Source organism: Streptomyces sp. NPDC005794 (genome assembly GCF_042871445.1).
Taxonomy (GTDB): domain Bacteria; phylum Actinomycetota; class Actinomycetes; order Streptomycetales; family Streptomycetaceae; genus Streptomyces.
This window is the reverse complement of record NZ_JBIAIN010000013.1, coordinates 32,713-49,468: the sequence shown is the minus strand read 5'-3', so window position 1 is coordinate 49,468 and position 16,756 is coordinate 32,713. Positions and strand designations below refer to the sequence as shown.

Annotated in this window: 14 protein-coding genes; 11 read left to right on the top strand and 3 right to left on the bottom strand. The window is 70.1% G+C overall.

Going from position 1 to position 16,756, the window contains the following annotated elements; translation table 11 throughout:
- Nucleotides 1-7: 7 nt before the first annotated feature.
- From secD to ACFYQ5_RS21450, 7 genes are all read left to right on the top strand, one after another.
- Nucleotides 8-1,759, top strand: a complete 1,752-nt coding sequence (gene secD, locus ACFYQ5_RS21480; protein WP_389199509.1) for a protein translocase subunit SecD — start codon at nt 8-10, stop codon at nt 1,757-1,759.
- A 1-nt stretch (nt 1,760) separates the two neighbouring features.
- Nucleotides 1,761-2,879, top strand: a complete 1,119-nt coding sequence (secF, locus tag ACFYQ5_RS21475) for a protein translocase subunit SecF (protein WP_389199507.1) — start codon at nt 1,761-1,763, stop codon at nt 2,877-2,879.
- Nucleotides 2,876-3,433: an adenine phosphoribosyltransferase gene (locus tag ACFYQ5_RS21470; RefSeq protein WP_389199506.1), complete on the top strand. Its 558-nt coding sequence runs from the start codon at nt 2,876-2,878 to the stop codon at nt 3,431-3,433. Before secF ends, ACFYQ5_RS21470 begins: the two co-directional genes overlap by 4 nt.
- Nucleotides 3,434-3,602: 169 nt before the next feature.
- A complete protein-coding gene (locus tag ACFYQ5_RS21465; protein ID WP_389199505.1) occupies nt 3,603-6,269 on the top strand; it encodes a RelA/SpoT family protein in 2,667 nt (888 codons plus the stop codon).
- A 24-nt stretch (nt 6,270-6,293) separates the two neighbouring features.
- Nucleotides 6,294-7,601 (top strand): serine/threonine-protein kinase, encoded by a 1,308-nt coding sequence (locus ACFYQ5_RS21460; RefSeq protein WP_389199503.1) that lies wholly within the window; start codon nt 6,294-6,296, stop codon nt 7,599-7,601.
- Nucleotides 7,594-8,004 carry a hypothetical protein gene (locus tag ACFYQ5_RS21455; protein WP_389199501.1) on the top strand — a complete coding sequence of 137 codons (411 nt, stop codon included), beginning with the start codon at nt 7,594-7,596 and terminating at the stop codon, nt 8,002-8,004. The genes ACFYQ5_RS21460 and ACFYQ5_RS21455 overlap by 8 nt, the downstream gene beginning before the upstream one ends.
- Nucleotides 7,988-9,130, top strand: a complete 1,143-nt coding sequence (locus ACFYQ5_RS21450) for a caspase family protein (protein WP_389199499.1) — start codon at nt 7,988-7,990, stop codon at nt 9,128-9,130. Before ACFYQ5_RS21455 ends, ACFYQ5_RS21450 begins: the two co-directional genes overlap by 17 nt.
- A 112-nt stretch (nt 9,131-9,242) precedes the next feature.
- Here the strand turns inward: ACFYQ5_RS21450 and ACFYQ5_RS21445 are convergent, their stop codons facing one another.
- Entirely contained in the window at nt 9,243-10,472 is a 1,230-nt protein-coding gene (locus tag ACFYQ5_RS21445) for a DUF349 domain-containing protein (protein WP_389199497.1), read from the bottom strand.
- A 187-nt stretch (nt 10,473-10,659) separates the two neighbouring features.
- On the bottom strand, nt 10,660-11,454 hold the full coding sequence (locus tag ACFYQ5_RS21440) for a peptidylprolyl isomerase (RefSeq protein WP_389199496.1): 795 nt from the start codon (nt 11,452-11,454) through the stop codon (nt 10,660-10,662).
- Between the two features lie 147 nt (nt 11,455-11,601).
- Here ACFYQ5_RS21440 and ACFYQ5_RS21435 point away from each other — a divergent pair, with 147 nt between their 5' ends.
- The 4 genes from ACFYQ5_RS21435 to ACFYQ5_RS21420 all read left to right on the top strand — a co-directional run bounded on the left by ACFYQ5_RS21435 (nt 11,602) and on the right by ACFYQ5_RS21420 (nt 16,009).
- Nucleotides 11,602-12,288 (top strand): MBL fold metallo-hydrolase, encoded by a 687-nt coding sequence (locus ACFYQ5_RS21435; protein WP_389199494.1) that lies wholly within the window; start codon nt 11,602-11,604, stop codon nt 12,286-12,288.
- Nucleotides 12,289-12,303: 15 nt separating this feature from the next.
- The gene (hisS, locus tag ACFYQ5_RS21430) at nt 12,304-13,566 is read left to right on the top strand and encodes a histidine--tRNA ligase (RefSeq protein WP_389199493.1); all 1,263 of its coding nucleotides are present in this window, start codon (nt 12,304-12,306) and stop codon (nt 13,564-13,566) included.
- Nucleotides 13,567-13,955: 389 nt separating this feature from the next.
- Nucleotides 13,956-14,591 carry a vitamin K epoxide reductase family protein gene (locus ACFYQ5_RS21425; RefSeq protein WP_389199492.1) on the top strand — a complete coding sequence of 212 codons (636 nt, stop codon included), beginning with the start codon at nt 13,956-13,958 and terminating at the stop codon, nt 14,589-14,591.
- A 44-nt stretch (nt 14,592-14,635) separates the two neighbouring features.
- Nucleotides 14,636-16,009, top strand: coding sequence for a replication-associated recombination protein A (locus ACFYQ5_RS21420; protein ID WP_389199490.1), 1,374 nt, complete (start codon nt 14,636-14,638; stop codon nt 16,007-16,009).
- Between the two features lie 7 nt (nt 16,010-16,016).
- Here ACFYQ5_RS21420 and ACFYQ5_RS21415 read toward each other — a convergent pair whose 3' ends face one another.
- Nucleotides 16,017-16,718 (bottom strand): DUF2470 domain-containing protein, encoded by a 702-nt coding sequence (locus ACFYQ5_RS21415; RefSeq protein WP_389199489.1) that lies wholly within the window; start codon nt 16,716-16,718, stop codon nt 16,017-16,019.
- Between the last annotated feature and the right edge of the window lie 38 nt (nt 16,719-16,756).

The window sequence follows — 16,756 nt, the reverse complement described above, 5'->3', positions numbered from 1 at the left end:
CGAAAAGGTGGCAGCACCGAAGAAAGGCCGGGGCTCAACCGGTGGACAGGGCAGGCCGGGGCGTGCCCTGGCTCTGATCCTCATCGCCATGGTCGCCCTGACCGGTGGGATGTTCCTGTCCGGGCACACCACGCCCCGGCTCGGGATCGACCTGGCCGGCGGCACGTCGATCACGCTCAAGGCGAAGAGCCAGCCCGGCAAGCCTGAGGCGATCAACGAGACCAACATGAACACCGCGGTCAGCATCATCGAACGCCGTGTCAATGGTCTGGGTGTCTCCGAGGCCGAGGTTCAGACCCAGGGCGCGTCGAACATCATCGTCAACATCCCCAAGGGGACGAATTCGAAGCAGGCCCGGGAGCAGGTCGGCACGACAGCCCAGCTCTACTTCCGGCCCGTGCTCACGGTCACCGGCGGCAAGCCGACACCCGAGGGTTCCGCCAGCCCGTCCGCGAGCGGCTCCGGAGAGGCGAGCGCCACGCCCAGTGCGAAGGCGACCGACCCGGAGACGGCCTCGGACCCGAAGACGACGCCCTCGGCGAGTGCCACCACCCAGGGCCGTGCCGTCACCGACGCCCTGAAGAAGGACACGACGCCGACCCCGTCGGGTGCCGCGGAATCCTCGGGAGCCCCCGCGGCGAGCGAGACGCCCGACGCCGCTACCGCGGCGCTCGAGAAGAAGTTCACCGCGCTGGACTGCACCGACGCGGCAGCCCGCGCCAAGGCAGGCGACGGCGTCAAGCCCGAGGACTCCACGGTCGCGTGCAGCTCCGAGGGTGACGCCAAGTACCTCCTCGGCCCGGCCGAGGTCTCCGGTACGGACGTCGACGACGCGAAGGCCCAGTTCGACCAGCAGCGCGGCATCTGGCTCGTCTCCATGGACTTCACCGACAAGGGCTCCAAGAAGTTCCAGACGATCACCAAGAAGCTGTCGTCGCAGACGTCCCCGATGAACCAGTTCGCGATCTCCCTCGACGGCGAGGTCGTCTCGGCGCCCCAGGTGAACGAGACGCTCTCCGGAAGCGCCGAGATCTCCGGCAGCTTCACCCAGCAGTCCGCCGAGGACCTGGCCAACGTCCTGTCCTACGGTGCGCTCCCGCTGTCCTTCAGCGAGGACACCGTCACCACGGTCACCGCCGCGCTCGGTGGCGAGCAGCTGGAGGCCGGTCTCATCGCCGGCGCCATCGGAATCGCTCTGGTCGTCATCTACCTGGTGGCCTACTACCGCGGCCTGGCGCTCATCGCGCTTCTCAGCCTGCTGGCCTCCGGTGTCCTGACCTACACGATCATGGCCCTGCTGGGCCCGGCCATCGGCTTCGCGCTGAACCTCCCGGCCGTCTGCGGTGCCATCGTGGCGATCGGAATCACAGCGGACTCGTTCATCGTCTACTTCGAACGCATCCGGGACGAGATCCGGGAAGGCCGCACGCTCCGTCCGGCCGTCGAGCGCGCCTGGCCCAGGGCCCGGCGCACCATCCTCGTGTCCGACTTCGTGTCGTTCCTCGCCGCTGCCGTGCTCTTCCTCGTCACCGTCGGCAAGGTCCAGGGCTTCGCGTTCACGCTCGGTCTCACCACGCTCCTCGACGTCGTCGTGGTGTTCCTCTTCACCAAGCCCGTCATGACGCTGATGGCCCGTACGAAGTTCTTCGGCGGCGGTCACCCGTGGTCCGGCCTGGACCCGAAGCGGCTCGGCGCCAAGCCGCCGCTGCGCCGCTCGCGCCGCGTCAACGTCCGCACCGACCACCCGAAGGAGGCGTGAGATGTCGCGACTCGGCAATCTCGGCGCCCGGCTCTACCGAGGCGAGGTCGGTTACGACTTCATCGGCAAGCGCAAGATCTGGTACGGCGTCTCGATCCTGATCACCATCACGGCCATCCTCGGCCTGGCGGTCAGCGGCCTGAACATGGGCATCGAGTTCAAGGGCGGCGCGGTCTTCACGACCGACACCAAGGCAAAGATCTCGGTCTCGCAGGCCCACGAGGTGGCGGTCGAGGCCTCCGGCCACGAGGCGATCGTCCAGGAGCTCGGCAACGGCGGGCTCCGGATCCAGATCACCGAGGTCGACACGGCCAAGGCCGACCAGATCAAGGCCGCGCTCTCCGACGAGCTCGGCATCCCCGAGGCGAAGATCAACGCGGACCTCGTCGGCCCCAGCTGGGGTGAGCAGATCGCCAACAAGGCCTGGGCCGGCCTCGGCATCTTCATGGTCCTGGTGGTGATCTACCTGGCCATCGCCTTCGAGTGGCGGATGGCCATCGCCGCGCTCGTCGCGCTGATCCATGACATCACCATCACCGTCGGTGTCTACGCCCTCGTCGGCTTCGAGGTCACCCCCGGCACCGTCATCGGTCTGCTGACCATCCTCGGTTACTCCCTCTACGACACGGTCGTCGTCTTCGACAGCCTCAAGGAGGGCACGAAGGGGATCACCAAGCAGACCCGCTGGACCTACAGCGAGATCGCCAACCGCTCCATCAACGGCACGCTGGTGCGCTCCATCAACACCACCGTGGTCGCCCTGCTGCCCGTCGCCGGGCTCCTGTTCATCGGTGGCGGTGTCCTCGGCGCGGGCATGCTGAACGACATCTCGCTGTCGCTGTTCGTCGGCCTCGCCGCCGGTGCGTACTCCTCGATCTTCATCGCCACCCCGCTGGTCGCCGACCTCAAGGATCGCGAGCCGCAGATAAAGGCACTGAAGAAGCGGATCCTCGCCAAGCGTGCAGCCGCGGCGGCCAAGGGCGAGTCCGTCGAGGACGAGCGCGACGACCGGGCCTACGAGGACGACGAGGACGACGAGGAGACCGAGCCCGCCGGGGCAGTCGTCGGCCAGCGCCGGCAGCCCGGGGGCCACGGCCGGACTCCGAGGAATCGACGATGACCAGCACGCACACCACCGACGCCACCCGGGAGCTCCTGCTCAGCCGGATCCGTGACGTCCCGGACTATCCGAAGCCCGGAGTGCTGTTCAAGGACATCACGCCGCTGCTCGCGGACCCGGTCGCCTTCACCGCGCTCACCGACTTCTTCGCGGAGCTGTGCCTCCGGCACGGGGCCACCAAGGTCGTCGGCCTCGAGGCGCGCGGTTTCATCCTGGCCGCGCCGGTCGCGGTCCGGGCCGGGCTCGGCTTCGTACCCGTCCGCAAGGCCGGGAAGCTGCCGGGCGCCACGCTCGGTCAGGCGTACGAGCTGGAGTACGGCACCGCGGAGATCGAGATCCACGCCGAGGACCTGTCCGCCGACGACCGTGTCATGGTCATCGACGACGTCCTGGCCACCGGCGGTACCGCCGAGGCCTCGCTGGAGCTGATCCGGCGGGCCGGTGCACAGGTCGCCGGGGTCTCGGTCCTCATGGAGCTCGGCTTCCTCGCCGGCCGCGCCCGGCTCGAGGCAGGGCTGCGGGACGCCCCGCTGGAGGCTCTGATCACCCTCTGACCTGCACCGCGCCGCGTGGCGCGCGCAGGGACGTACAGGACGGGCACCCGGGAACATCCGGGTGCCCGTCCCGCGTTGTGAGGGGTTCGACACTCCCCGGGCGAGGACCTGCCCGGAGGTCGATACCATGGGCTTTCCGGCAGCCCCCGGATCCGCACGAGGAGTGCTCTTGCCAGACGAGGCCCAGCCAGTCGCCGCGCCGCAGCCCGAAAGGCCCGCGGCGGCCTCCGCCACGCCCGCGAAGGCGCAGCCCGACGCGGCGGGGCAGCCCGGGCCCGCAGGCGATCCCGAGCAGGGCCCGGCCTCCGGGACGCCCGCCGCACCGGCGAAGCCGACCCCGCCGCCGGGCGCGAAGCCGACTCCCCCTCCCGGGACGAAGGCCGCATCGGCCTCCGAGCCGAAGCCGGCGACGCCGTCGCCCGCCTCCGGGCCCACGGCACCGGCTCCCGCAGCGAAGCCTCCGGCGCCCGCGCCCGCAGCGAAGCCCCCGGTCCGGCCCGCTGTCACCCCGCCGGCCGCGCCCTCGCGCTCCGGCGGCTCCTCCAACCGGGTCCGGGCCCGTCTCGCCCGACTGGGCGTACAGCGCTCCAGCCCGTACAACCCGGTCCTCGAACCGCTCCTGCGTACGGTCCGCGGCAATGATCCCAAGATCGAGTCCGCCACGCTGCGCCAGATCGAGAAGGCCTATCAGGTCGCCGAGCGCTGGCACCGGGGCCAGAAGCGCAAGAGCGGCGACCCGTACATCACCCACCCGCTCGCCGTCACCACGATCCTCGCCGAGCTCGGCATGGACCCGGCGACGCTGATGGCAGGGCTGCTGCACGACACGGTCGAGGACACCGAGTACGGCCTGGACACCCTGCGCAAGGACTTCGGCGACCAGGTCGCGCTGCTCGTCGACGGCGTGACCAAGCTCGACAAGGTCAAGTTCGGCGAGGCCGCCCAGGCCGAGACCGTACGCAAGATGGTCGTCGCCATGGCCAAGGACCCCCGGGTGCTGGTCATCAAGCTCGCCGACCGGCTGCACAACATGCGCACCATGCGCTACCTCAAGCGGGAGAAGCAGGAGAAGAAGGCCCGCGAGACCCTCGAGATCTACGCGCCGCTGGCCCACCGCCTGGGCATGAACACCATCAAGTGGGAACTGGAGGACCTCGCCTTCGCGATCCTCTACCCCAAGATGTACGACGAGATCGTCCGCCTCGTCGCCGAGCGCGCGCCCAAGCGCGACGAATACCTCGCCATAGTGACCGACGAGGTCCAGGCCGACCTGCGCGCCGCCCGGATCAAGGCGACCGTCACCGGACGGCCGAAGCACTACTACAGCGTCTACCAGAAGATGATCGTGCGGGGCCGCGACTTCGCGGAGATCTACGACCTGGTGGGCATCCGGGTCCTCGTCGACACCGTCCGCGACTGCTACGCGGCGCTCGGCACCGTGCACGCCCGGTGGAATCCGGTGCCGGGGCGGTTCAAGGACTACATCGCGATGCCCAAGTTCAACATGTACCAGTCGCTGCACACCACGGTGATCGGTCCCAGCGGCAAGCCCGTCGAGCTCCAGATCCGCACGTTCGACATGCACCGCCGCGCCGAGTACGGCATCGCCGCGCACTGGAAGTACAAGCAGGAGGCCGTCGCGGGCGCCTCCAAGGTCCGCACGGACATCCCCAAGAACACGGGCGGCGGCCGCGGCCAGGACACCGTCAACGACATGGCGTGGCTCCGTCAGCTCCTGGACTGGCAGAAGGAGACCGAGGATCCCAGCGAGTTCCTGGAGTCCCTGCGCTTCGACCTCTCGCGCAACGAGGTCTTCGTCTTCACGCCGAAGGGCGACGTGATAGCGCTGCCCGCCGGTGCGACGCCGGTCGACTTCGCGTACGCCGTCCACACGGAGGTCGGCCACCGGACCATAGGGGCACGCGTCAACGGGCGGCTCGTACCGCTGGAGTCGACGCTCGACAACGGCGATCTGGTGGAGGTCTTCACCTCGAAGGCGGCCGGTGCGGGGCCCTCCCGCGACTGGCTCCAGTTCGTCAAATCGCCCCGGGCACGCAACAAGATCCGCGCCTGGTTCTCCAAGGAGCGGCGTGACGAGGCGATCGAGCAGGGCAAGGACGCCATCGCGCGGGCCATGCGCAAGCAGAACCTGCCGATCCAGCGGATCCTGACCGGTGACTCCCTGGTCACGCTGGCGCACGAGATGCGCTACCCCGACATCTCGTCGCTGTACGCGGCGATCGGGGAGGGACATGTCGCCGCGGCGGGTGTCGTCCAGAAGCTGGTCCAGGCGCTCGGCGGCGAGGACGCGGCCAACGAGGACCTGGCGGAGAGCTCACCGCCCTCGCACGGCCGCAACAAGCGCCGGGCCAAGGCGGACCCGGGCGTGGTCGTCAAGGGCGTCGAGGACGTCTGGGTCAAGTTGGCCCGCTGCTGTACGCCCGTACCCGGTGACCCGATCATCGGGTTCGTCACCCGGGGCAGCGGCGTCTCCGTGCACCGCGCGGACTGCGTCAACGTCGACTCGCTCTCGCAGCAGCCGGAGCGGATCCTCGACGTCGAGTGGGCACCCACCCAGTCGTCGGTCTTCCTCGTCGCCATCCAGGTCGAGGCGCTGGACCGCTCGAGGCTGCTCTCCGACGTCACCCGCATCCTGTCCGACCAGCACGTGAACATCCTGTCGGCCGCGGTACAGACCTCCCGGGACCGGGTGGCCACCTCGCGCTTCACCTTCGAGATGGGCGACCCCAAGCACCTGGGACACGTCCTGAAGGCCGTACGCGGCGTCGAGGGCGTCTACGACGTCTACCGGGTCACCTCGGCACGGCGGCCCTGACACCACCGCGAGAGGGGGGAGCGTGTGACCGACCTGGGACTGATCGACGGGCGGTACCGGTTGGTGAGGCCACTGGGGCGCGGAGCCATGGGCGTCGTCTACGAGGCGGAGGACGAGGACCTCCAGCGACGGGTCGCGCTGAAGAAGTTATCCGCTGTCGGCGGCCTTTCGGCGGACGACGAGGCGCTGGCACGGTTCAACCGTGAGGCGGTGGCGCTGGCCCGTATCGACCATCCGGGCGTGGTGTCGCTGTACGACAGCGGGCTGCACGGAGACACGCCCTACTTCGTGATGCAGATCGTGGACGGTGTCGATCTCGCGACGCTGGTCGAGGCGGGTCCACTCGCCCCCGGCGTGGCGGGCTTCGTCGGCTTCGGGATGGCACAGGCACTGGCGGCGGCACACGCGGCGGGCGTGCTCCACCGCGACGTCAAACCGACGAACGTGGGCGTCACCCGTCAGGGCGGTGTGGTGATACACGACTTCGGCCTGGCACGGCTGGCCGGTGAGTCGGCCATCACCCGCACGGGGTTCATGATGGGAACGCCCCAATTCATGGCGCCTGAAGTGATCATGGGGGCTGCGCCGGGGCCGACCGTGGACCTGTACGGGCTGGGCGTCTGTCTGTACCTCATGCTCACGGGCAGTCTGCCCTTCGGCCCAGCCACCGAGGTGGGCACCGTCGTGGACAGCGCGCTCGGAACGGGTGTCCCACCGCTGAGCACGGGTCGGTTCCCCTCCGTTCCCGGGGAGCTCGCCGCTCTGGTGGACCAGCTGTGCGCACGCGAGGCATCTGACCGCCCGCAGACAGCGGCCGAGGCCGCCCGGCTTCTGGAACCGTTCCTGGGCGGCGGCGGGGCGGCTCTGGCGGAGCTGGTCGCGGAGAAGGTCCGCGACACCGCGATCCGGCAGGTCTACGCTCCCGAGCCGCAGCACGGTGCCACGGTTGAGCCGGGGCCCGAGTACGACTGGGACGAGAACGCCGTACCCGGTCAGCGCAGGCGGGGGCGCGACGGGTTCAGGCCGCTTACGCTCAGCACGACGACCAGGCGGCTGGTCCTCAGCAGCATGACCCCGCAGAATGCGGCTTCACGGCAGCGCGAAGCGGTGAGCCTCGTGCTGCGCGGGGAGCTTCAAGAGGCGGTCCAGATGCTGTCGTCCATCACCCAGGTCTGCCTGTCCTCGCTCGGCCCGCACCATCCCACCACGCTGACCAGTCAGTTCTGGCAGGCTGTCTGCCTCGCGCGGCTGGGGGCCGGCCCTGAGGCACTCGAACTTTTCTCGCGGGTCAACCGCCACACCGACCACAGGGGGGCCGACGGCCATGGGTGAATACGACGTACGACTGGCCCCGGACAGCCAGGAGGACGGCGCCGAGGAGCACCTGCGCTCCTTGCTGAGCTGGCTCCGGGAGGACGAGAGCCTCGACCAGACCGTGCACGGCAGCCTCAGCGGCCCGGCACCGCGCAGTGCCGAGGAGATGGGCACGGGCCTGGACCTGGTGGCCCTAACCGTCGGCAGTGTGCTCTCCACGGGTTCACTGGTCTTCTCCGTACTGCAATGGCAGGCCGCGCGACGCCGGGCCCCGGCCCTGATCCTGCGCCGGGGCTCCGTCGAGGTGCACCTGCCGGCAGGCCGGGCGGCCGATGCCGGGGAACTGCGCCGTATCGTGTCCGTGCTCGGTGAGGACGACCGACAGAGCCAGGGGCCCGGGGGCGATGACGGGACTGCCTGACCCCGGCGCCTCCAGGGCTGTGCTGATCGGCACCGCCTCCTACCGCCATCTGCACGCGCTGCCCGCCGTCGAGGCCAACCTGGCGGACCTCCGGGCGGAGCTCTGCGACGCGACCGTTTGGGGCCTGCCCCCGCAGCACTGCGCTGTCGTCGCCGATCCCCAGCACGCGGCGTCCATGCTGGACCCGGTACGGCAGGCGGGGGAGGAAGCCACCGACACCTTGCTCGTCTACTACGCAGGCCATGGGATGCGCGACACGGATTCCGCGGACCTCTATCTGGGGCTGGGGGGTTCGCGGGAGAACGCCGGATACACCGCCGTCGCCTACCAGCATGTGCGGGCCGAGCTCCGTGCCTCCCGCGCCCGCCGCAAGATCGTAGTGCTTGACTGCTGCTTCAGCGGGAGGGCGGCCAGGACCCTGACCGCCGGGCAGAACGTACTCGCCGCACAGGCTGCCGTCGACGGCGCATACGTCATCACCGCGTCCCCCCACGACAGGATGGCCCTGGCTCCGGACGGCGAGCGGTACACCGCCTTCACCGGGGAGCTGCTGACGCTGCTGCGCGAAGGGCTCCAGGACGGTCCTGAACTCCTGGATCTGGACACCGTCTTCCGGACCCTGGAGCAACGGCTCCGGGGCAAGAACCGCCCGCTGCCTCAGCGCTCGCAGGAGAACGGCGTCGGCCGGCTCGGACTCGTCCGGAACAAGGCCCGCGCCGCGCACCGTTCACCGGCCGGGCCTGTCCTCGCCGCCGACGTGAGAGCGTCCATGGTGGCGGCGGGACTCGGTCTGGCCCGGATGCTGCGGGCCGAAGGGCGCGGCAGGGACGCCCTCCCGGTTCTGCGGCTCGCGCTCCAGGAGCGTGTGCCCGGCGGCGAGGGCAGCTTGCTCGCCGTGCAGTTGGAACTGGCCGACATGCTCGCGGAGGCGGGCCAGACCGGTGAGGCCATCGAGGTGCTCGAGCTGGCCTTCCAGCAAGCTCACAAGATCTATGGGCCCGAGGCGGTGCTGGTCTGCCGACGGCTGGCGGACCTGCTCCAGGAGTCCGGTAACCACATCCAGGCGTGCGAGGTTCTCAAGCACGCGCTCGACCTGGCGGAGAACGGCATCCGCGCGCAGTCGTAGCTCTGCGCCTCCTGGCCCGGTCCGCCGTCCCGCGCGGTCCCCGGACGCCGAGGGCTCCCGCACCGCGTCGGTGCGGGAGCCCTCGGCGAGCCGGTGGTGGCCACCCGGCCTCTCAGCCGCCGAACTCCTCCAGGCCCTTCAGCGCCTGGTCCAGCAGCGCCTGACGGCCCTCCAGCTCACGGGAGAGCTTGTCGGCCCTGGCGTTGTTGCCCGAGGTGCGCGCCGTGTCGATCTGCGTGCGCAACTTGTCGACGGCCGCCTGGAGCTGACCGGTCAGACCCTCGGCGCGTGCCCGCGCCTCCGGGTTCGTCCGGCGCCACTCGGACTCCTCGGCCGCCTGGAGCGCGCGTTCCACCGCCTGCACCCGGCCCTCGACCTGCGGGCGGGCGTCACGCGGCACGTGGCCGATGGCCTCCCAGCGCTCGTTGACGGACCGGAAAGCGGCCCGGGCCGCCTTCAGATCCGTCACCGGGACCAGCTTCTCGGCCTCGGCGGCGAGCTCCTCCTTGAGCTTGAGGTTCTCGCCCTGCTCCGCGTCCCGCTCGGCGAAGACACCGCTGCGGGCCGCGAAGAAGACGTCCTGGGCGCCGCGGAAGCGGTTCCACAGCTCGTCCTCGGCCTCGCGCTGGGCGCGGCCCGCGGCCTTCCACTCCGTCATCAGGTCGCGGTAACGCGCGGCCGTCGTACCCCAGTCGGTCGAGCCGGCGAGCGACTCCGCCTCGGCGACCAGCTTCTCCTTGACCTTGCGTGCCTCCTCGCGCTGGGCGTCCAGCGCGGCGAAGTGGGCCTTGCGGCGCTTGGAGAAGGCGGAACGCGCATGCGAGAAGCGGTGCCACAGCTCGTCGTCGGACTTGCGGTCCAGACGAGGCAGCCCCTTCCACGTGTCGACGAGCGCCCGCAGACGCTCACCCGCCGACCGCCACTGCTCGCTCTGCGCCAACTCCTCGGCCTCGACGACGAGCGCCTCCTTGGCCAGCCGGGCCTCGTCGGCCTGCTTCGCCTTCTGGACCTTGCGCTCCTCGCGGCGTGAGTCGACCGTCGCGACGAGGCCGTCCAGCCGCTTGCCGAGCGCGGCGAGGTCGCCGACGGCGTGGTGCTCGTCGATCTGCTGACGCAGGTGCTCGATCGCCGCCGTGGCGTCCTTCGACGACAGATCGGTGGTCTTCACCCGCCGCTCGAGGAGGCCGATCTCGACCACCAAGCCCTCGTACTTGCGCTCGAAATAGGCCAGAGCCTCCTCGGGGGAACCGGCCTGCCACGATCCGACGACCTGCTCGCCCTCGGCTGTACGCACGTACACGGTGCCCGTCTCGTCGACACGGCCCCACGGGTCGCTGCTCACAGCGCCTCCTCCACCTGATGCATCGAAGGGTTCGCCTCCGTGCATCGTCCACAGTTTCCTGGGGCGGGCAGCGCCCGCCCTGCACAACGCCAATCTAGGCGACCGGCCGCCCGGCTGTCCGCACTCAGCGCGGCCGAAATTCTCCGGTGCGCTCCGGGAACCTCGTGCCGGGCGGCCGCACGTACGGTCAGGTCTTGTCGACCGTGGCCTTCTCGACCGTGACGGTCTTCTTCGGAGCGCCGTCACCCGCCCCACCGGCCACGCCCGCCTCGGCGACCTTCTTGACGGCCTTCAGGCCGGCATCGTCCATGGTGCCGAACGGCGTGTAGCTGGGCGGGAGTTTGGTGTCCTTGTAGACCAGGAAGAACTGGCTGCCGCCCGTGCCCGGCTGGCCGGTGTTCGCCATCGCGACGGTACCCGCCGGGTACGTCACCGCGCCGTCGTCGCCCGCCTTGCCCAGCGCGGTCAGGTTCTCGTCCGGGATCGTGTACCCGGGGCCGCCGGTCCCGTCGCCCTTCGGGTCACCGCACTGGAGAACGAAAATGCCCTCCGTGGTGAGGCGGTGACACTTCGTGTTGTCGAAGTACTCCTTGTCCGCGAGGGCCTTGAACGAGTTCGTGGTGTGCGGGGTCTTCGCCGCGTCCATCGCGATGCCGATGTCACCCTGGCTCGTCTTGAGCGACATCGAGTACTTCGCCTTCTTGTCGATCTTCATCGCCGGCTCCGGAGCGCCGCTCTCGCTCTCCGAGGGCGATGGCGTCGCCGACGGGCTGGCGGTCGCTGCCGCGTCCGCGGTGTCCTTCGTGTCGTCGCCGTCGAGCGAGACGTACGCGCCCGCAGCGATGACCGCCACCACGGCCACCGACGAGGCGATGATCACCGTGAGGCGCCTGGTCCTCCGGCGCGCTTCCTCCCGGCGCTGCTGCTGCCGCTCGAACTTCTCCCGGGCGAGCTGCCGCCGCCGCTGATCGCTGCTGACCACCGGATGATCTCCTTGTGCGTCGTGTGATCGGTCCTGGAATGCCCGTACGGTATATGGGTTAGCTGTGGAATGCGGAGCGCCGGTAGTCTCTGATCTGCCGCATTTCCCTCCGCGGACCTCCTCGTCGGACGAACACTAAGGACGATCGTGCTCATTGCCGGGTTCCCCGCCGGGGCCTGGGGGACCAATTGCTACCTGGTCGCCCCCGCCGCCGGCGAGGAGTGCGTGATCATCGACCCGGGCCACCAGGCCGCCCAGGGCGTCGAGGAAGCGCTCAAGAAGCATCGGCTCAAGCCCGTCGCCGTCGTCCTCACCCACGGCCACATCGACCACGTCGCCTCGGTCGTCCCCGTGTGCGGCGCCCATGACGTCCCCGCCTGGATCCATCCTCAGGACCGCTACATGATGAGCGACCCCGAGAAGGCGCTGGGCCGGTCCATCGGGATGCCGCTGATGGGCGAGCTGACCGTCGGCGAGCCGGACGACGTCAAGGAGCTGACCGACGGTGCCCGGCTGGAGCTGGCGGGCCTGGAGTTCGGTGTCGCGCACGCGCCCGGCCATACCAAGGGGTCGGTGACGTTCAGGATGCCCGAGGCCGCGGATGTCCCGCAGGTCCTCTTCTCGGGTGACCTGCTCTTCGCCGGCTCCGTCGGACGCACCGACCTGCCCGGCGGCGACCACGCCGAGCTGCTCGAGTCGCTGGCCCGCGTGTGCCTGCCGCTCGACGACTCGACCGTGGTGCTGTCCGGCCACGGCCCCCAGACGACCATCGGCCGCGAGCGCGCCTCCAACCCGTACATGAACGGTCTGGCCGCGCCCCGCCGAGGAATGTGACGAGAGAGAACAACCGTGAGTACCTTCCAGGCCCCCAAGGGCACGTACGACCTGATCCCGCCGCGCTCCGCGAAGTTCCTCGCGGTGCGCGAGGCGATCTCCGCACCCCTGAAGAACTCCGGCTACGGCTACATCGAGACGCCCGGCTTCGAGGACGTCGCCCTGTTCTCACGCGGTGTCGGTGAGTCCACCGACATCGTGTCCAAGGAGATGTACGCCTTCGAGACCAAGGGCGGCGACCAGCTCGCACTGCGCCCCGAGGGCACCGCGTCCGTGCTGCGCGCGGCGCTGGAGGCCAACCTGCACAAGGCGGGCAACCTCCCCGTCAAGCTCTGGTACTCAGGCTCGTACTACCGCTACGAGAAGCCGCAGGCGGGCCGTTACCGTCACTTCTCGCAGGTGGGTGCCGAGGCCATCGGTACCGAGGACCCCGCGCTCGACGCCGAGCTGATCATCCTCGCCGACCAGGCGTACCGCTCGCTCGGCCTCAGCCAGTTCCGGATCCTGCTGAACTCGCTGGGCGACAAGGAGTGCCGTCCCGTCTACCGGGAGGCGCTCCAGGCGTTCCTGCGCGATCTCGATCTCGACGAGGAGACCCGCCGCCGCATCGAGATCAACCCGCTGCGGGTCCTCGACGACAAGCGGTCCGACGTCCAGAAGCAGCTGACCGGTGCCCCGATGCTGCGCGACTTCCTGTGCGACGCCTGCAAGGCGTACCACGAGGAGGTCCGCGATCTGCTGACGGCGGCCGGCGTGGTGTACGAGGACGACGAGAAGCTGGTCCGTGGCCTCGACTACTACACCCGCACCACCTTCGAGTTCGTCCACGACGGGCTGGGCTCCCAGTCCGCGGTGGGCGGCGGCGGCCGGTACGACGGCCTGTCCGAGATGATCGGCGGCCCGGCCCTCCCGTCCGTCGGCTGGGCGCTCGGCGTGGACCGTACGGTGCTGGCCCTGGAGGCGGAGGGCGTCGAACTCGAGATCCCCGCCACCACCAGCGTGTACGCCGTACCGCTGGGCGAAGAGGCGCGACGGGTGCTCTTCGGCCTGGTCACGGAACTGCGGAAGGCCGGGGTCGCCACGGACTTCGCGTACGGCGGCCGTGGTCTCAAGGGCGCGATGAAGAACGCGAACCGTTCCGGCGCCCACTACACGATCGTGGCCGGGGAACGTGATCTCGCCGAGGGCGCGGTCCAGCTCAAGGACATGGAGTCGGGCGACCAGGAAGCTGTCGCGCTCGACGCGCTCGTGGCCACGGTGCGGGCCAAGCTGGCCTGAACCCCGCCTGTTCACACCGTGCCCGTCCGGTTCCTCCGGGCGGGCACGGTGCGTCGGCGCCCTCAGCTCCAGGGCGGACAAGAGGCGGCCACGCCTCCCGTAGCGTCAACTCGGCAGGTGCGGATTCATCCGGCCGGATGCTTCCCCTGCGGGGCCGCCGACGGTGGCGGAGACGGCCGGGTCCCTGCCGGGCACGGGACACCGGAAGGCCGTCCCGCGCGCAACCCCCGTACGCCGACCGGCAGTTCCACCCGGTGGGGAAGGGGGCCCGTCGCCCTGCGTTCGATGCTCCCTCCGGGCGCACCTTTATGTTCATCGAACGGTTGCCCGTGTCGGCGGTGCGGCACAATGTCCATGCCCGGCCGGCTACTCAGCGATGGAACGGCGATATGACGATGGCAGCGGTAGACCACCCCTCCTCCCGGCAGGACGAGGACAGCGGCGCGACAACCTTCGGCGGCAGCCGCGCGCTCGCGCTTCTGCTGGTGATCACCGGCGCGGCCGGGCTGCTCGCCGCCTGGGTGATCACGATCGACAAGTTCAAGCTGCTCGAGGACCCGAGCTTCACCCCGGGCTGCAGCCTGAACCCGGTGGTCGCCTGCGGAAACATCATGAAGAGCGAGCAGGCCTCCGCCTTCGGCTTCCCCAACCCGATGCTCGGCATCGCCACCTACTCGGTGGTCATCGGCATCGGCATGGCGCTCCTCGCCGGTGCCCGCTTCCGCGCCTGGTACTGGCTGGGCCTCAACGCGGGCACGCTGTTCGGCGTCGGCTTCTGCACCTGGCTGCAGTACCAGTCGCTGTACAACATCAACTCGCTCTGCCTGTGGTGCTGCCTGGCCTGGGTCGCCACGATCTTGATGTTCTGCTACGTCACCACCCACAACATCAAGCACGGCATCCTGCCCGCCCCCGCCTGGCTGCGGAACACCCTCACCGAATTCCACTGGGTGCCGCCGGTGCTCTGGATCGGGATCATCGGCATGCTGATCCTGACCCGCTGGTGGGACTTCTGGACCAGCTGACGCGCCAGGCGGTCCTGTCAGTGGGGTGACATAGGCTTCGTGACGTGGAGCCCGACCTCTTTACCGCAGCAGCCGAAGACCGCCAGGAGAAGGACCCGTCCAGCAGCCCCCTCGCTGTCCGGATGCGTCCTCGCACGCTGGACGAGGTGGTCGGCCAGCAGCATCTGCTCAAGCAGGGCTCGCCGCTCCGCCGCCTCGTAGGCGAGGGCAGCGGAGGGCCCGCGGGTCCCTCGTCGGTGATCCTGTGGGGCCCGCCCGGCACAGGCAAGACGACTCTGGCGTACGTGGTCAGCAAGGCCACCAACAAGCGCTTCGTCGAGCTCTCCGCGATCACCGCGGGCGTCAAGGAGGTCCGGGCCGTCATCGAGGGCGCGCGCCGCGCCACGGGCGGCTTCGGCAAGGAAACCGTCCTCTTCCTCGACGAGATCCACCGCTTCTCCAAGGCCCAGCAGGACTCCCTGCTCCCCGCCGTGGAGAACCGCTGGGTCACGCTGATCGCGGCCACCACGGAGAATCCGTACTTCTCGATCATCTCCCCGCTGCTGTCGCGCTCCCTGCTCCTCACCCTGGAGCCCCTCACGGACGAGGATCTGCGGGCGCTCCTGCGCCGGGCCATGACCGACGAGCGCGGTCTGGGCGGCGCGGTCACGCTGCCCGAGGCGGCCGAAGCACATCTGATGCGGATCGCGGGCGGTGACGCCCGGCGGGCGCTGACGGCCCTGGAGGCGGCGGCCGGAGCGGCCCTCGCCAAGCACGAGCCGGAGATCACGCTGGAGACGCTCGAGGAGACCGTCGACCGCGCCGCTGTGAAGTACGACCGTGACGGCGACCAGCACTACGACGTGGCGAGCGCCCTGATCAAGTCGATCCGCGGGTCCGACGTGGACGCGGCCCTGCACTACCTGGCCCGGATGATCGAGGCGGGGGAGGACCCGCGCTTCATCGCCCGGCGGCTGATGATCTCCGCGAGCGAGGACATCGGACTCGCCGATCCGACGGCGCTGCCCACGGCGGTGGCGGCTGCCCAGGCGGTCGCCATGATCGGCTTCCCCGAGGCGGCGCTCACCCTCAGCCACGCCACGATCGCCCTGGCGCTCGCACCCAAGTCGAACGCGGCGACGCTGGCCATTTTCGCCGCGCAGGAAGACGTGCGCCGGGGTCTCGCCGGCCCGGTCCCGGCCCATCTGCGCGACGGCCACTACAAGGGCGCCGCCAAGCTGGGCCACGCCCAGGGCTATGTCTACCCGCACGACGTCCCCGGCGGTATCGCCGCCCAGGAGTACGCCCCGGACGCCGTCCGCGGCAGGCGCTACTACGAGCCCACGCGGTACGGCGCGGAGGCACGCTACGCCGACGTGGCGGACCGGGTCCGTGAGCGGCTCGGCCGCGGCGAGCAGGGCGGTCCGGCGTCCTCGTGACCGCCGCTCAGCAGGACGCCGCTTCGAAGAGGGAGTGCATCGCGCGGCGCAGCTCGCCGACGTCGCGCACGGGATCGGGGAATTCGAACCGGGCGTCGAAGCAGGCGCTGCCGTCCTCGACGAAGCGCACCCTGAGGCCGAACCGGTCGAGCGCCACCGGGACGGCGTCGAGCCCGTGCTCCGCACAGCCGTACTCGGCGCGGTCACCGAGCAGCGCGGACAGCGTGGTCATCTGCTCGCTGTGTGCGGCGTGCAGATGCTGGAGCAGCTCGGCCTCATGAGTGACCAGCGGGTCGGCGACCGCGTCCCGGAGTTCCTCCGGCTCCACCTCCTCGCATCCCCACAGATCGTCGACCGAGACCTCACCGGTCTCCAGCCGGAGCATCATCCGGCCGGGTTGTGCGACCCCGGGCACGGCGGTGAGCCAGCCGGCGATCCTGGCGCGGCCTCGGATCCGGTGCGGGACGGAGACCGGCGCGACATCGGTGATCTCCAGCACGGCGGTCAGTTCGTCGCCCTGGGCACGGGTCGCGGCCCGTACGACCGGGGAATCGGCGGGGAACCCGAGGAACAGATCGCCCTCGGGACCCATGCTCCTGCTGTCGGGCATCAGCTGGTCCGGGTGGACCACCGACAGCCCGGGTACGAGCAGTACCGCGGAGCAGGTACTCTGTACGAGAGTTCGTGTGCGCTCGGCTGCTGACGGCATCCGAGTGTTTTCAAGCCCGCTGGGACGCGGCTGACCAC

Coding starts and splice junctions, on each gene's coding strand:
- secF (WP_389199507.1), top strand. CDS start 1,761: ATGTCGCGACTCGGCAATCTCGGCGCCCGGCTCTACCGAGGCGAGGTC.
- ACFYQ5_RS21470 (WP_389199506.1), top strand. CDS start 2,876: ATGACCAGCACGCACACCACCGACGCCACCCGGGAGCTCCTGCTCAGC.
- ACFYQ5_RS21455 (WP_389199501.1), top strand. CDS start 7,594: ATGGGTGAATACGACGTACGACTGGCCCCGGACAGCCAGGAGGACGGC.
- ACFYQ5_RS21450 (WP_389199499.1), top strand. CDS start 7,988: ATGACGGGACTGCCTGACCCCGGCGCCTCCAGGGCTGTGCTGATCGGC.
- ACFYQ5_RS21425 (WP_389199492.1), top strand. CDS start 13,956: ATGACGATGGCAGCGGTAGACCACCCCTCCTCCCGGCAGGACGAGGAC.
- ACFYQ5_RS21415 (WP_389199489.1), bottom strand. CDS start 16,718: ATGCCGTCAGCAGCCGAGCGCACACGAACTCTCGTACAGAGTACCTGC.